Raw genomic sequence first — 1,781 nt, 5'->3', positions numbered from 1 at the left:
TTCGCTTTCAGCACGAAGTCGGGGCCTACTGACGATACCGTCACGCCATCACGAACCACCTCTGCAAGAAACAACTTACGCAGCGCACGCAGATTGTTTTCACTGATGGTACGGCCAACCAAAGGGGAACCTGGTTCAACACGAGATTCAAGGAAATACGGTAAGTCTTCTTGGTTTTGGTCATCGTAACTTGGCAGCAAATAGCTCAGCGGAATAAGAATTAAAAGACCACCCGCTAAGACAGCCAAGCCAATCATCGTCGGAGTAAAAAAGCTCAGACTCGGTAGCCCTGCATCTTCCACAAAGCTATTAATAATAAGGTTGGTCGAAGTACCGATAAGCGTTAATGTGCCGCCAAATATCGCCGCGTAAGAAAGTGGAATCAGTAGCTTAGAAGGCGCGTGCTGTTGATTGCGTTTAATCGCACCAATCAAAGACACAACAACGGCCGTATTGTTGGTAAAGGAAGACAGTAAGGCGGTCGATAACCCAAGCTTGGCGATCACACTGCCTAAATGACCTTCTGAAATACTACGGCTCACCCAACTGATCAGTAACGTTTTTTCTAATGCACAAGAAGCGAGAATCAGCAGGACCAAAGTTAACAATGATGAGTTGGTAAAGTTCGCAGCAATGGTCGTGGAATCCATCATTCCCGCCATGAAAGCAATAAAGGCTGCACCAGCAAAAACGTAGCTCGGCTTAATCTTAGTCACAAGCAAACAAGTGATAATGCCAAGCAAAATCGCTAATACAAATCCTTGTTCCCACATAGCCTTTCCTTACCAAACAGCCCGAAACGAGCGAAACAAACCGCAACACAACGACAGTGTGTAGAGCGATAAAACAAGTAACCAGAGCAAAGCAAAGCGAAAAAGAGTGCCAGAATGCTCAGATTTTCTTGGGCTTCACTGAACATTCCGGTTTTAGAGGCAGCCTAACCGCATTTCGCACTCGGTTAGGCTGTGAACCTAGACACTGATAACGTCCCTAGGCTTACTGCCATTACTTCTTGAGTAACTGGCTTAGGTCTTTAGCTTCCCAATGCGGGAAGTGTTTGCGAACAAGGGCGTTCAACTCAAGTTCAAAGGCAGATACATCAGCCAAACCGCGTTCAAGCTCTGTTAAGCTTTCTTTCACCATGCCAGCGCCAACGGTCACATTAGTTAGGCGATCGATGATGATGAAACCACCGGTATCTGCGCAGTCTTGGTAATTGTCCAAAGCTACTGATTCATTGAGCGACCACTCACACAAACCAATGCCATTTAGAGGCAGTTCCGCAGCACCATGTGTCGACAAGTTATTGATGTCGTACTGGTGACGAATCGACTCTACGTGACCAACGGTCTTCTTACCTGCAATCTTGATGTCGTAATCGCGACCAGGTTGCAACGGCTGCTCAGTCATCCACACCACATCGGCAAGCAAATGGTTGGTGGTTTGCACTTGCGCATTCTCAAGCACGATCAAATCACCACGGCTAATGTCAATTTCATCATTCAGAGTCAGCGTAACGGCTAGACCAGCTTGCGCTTCTTCAATGTCGCCATCGAAGGTCACAATGCGAGCGACAGTCGACGTTTTACCGGACGGCAATGCTTTGATGGCATCACCGACTTTCACAGAGCCAGACGACACCGTGCCCGCAAAGCCACGGAAATCAAGGTTAGGACGATTCACGTACTGAACAGGGAAACGGAATTCACCCGCACCTTTTTCGTAGTCCACATCCACCGTTTCTAGCAACTCAAGCAACGATGGACCTTCAAACCAGTTCA

2 protein-coding genes are annotated in these 1,781 nt (G+C 47.6%); both read right to left on the bottom strand.

Annotation, left to right across the window (positions count from 1 at the left end):
• Nucleotides 1-773: SLC13 family permease (locus R8N28_RS24020; RefSeq protein ID WP_318183524.1), on the bottom strand; the 773-nt coding region annotated here is incomplete at its 3' end.
• A gap of 232 nt (nt 774-1,005) precedes the next feature.
• Nucleotides 1,006-1,781 (bottom strand): elongation factor 1-alpha C-terminal domain-related protein (locus R8N28_RS24015; protein ID WP_412079925.1); only part of this gene is annotated, 776 nt, incomplete at its 5' end.

The organism is Vibrio sp. Vb1554 (assembly GCF_033344235.1).
This window is presented reverse-complemented; position numbering and strand designations above follow the sequence as displayed.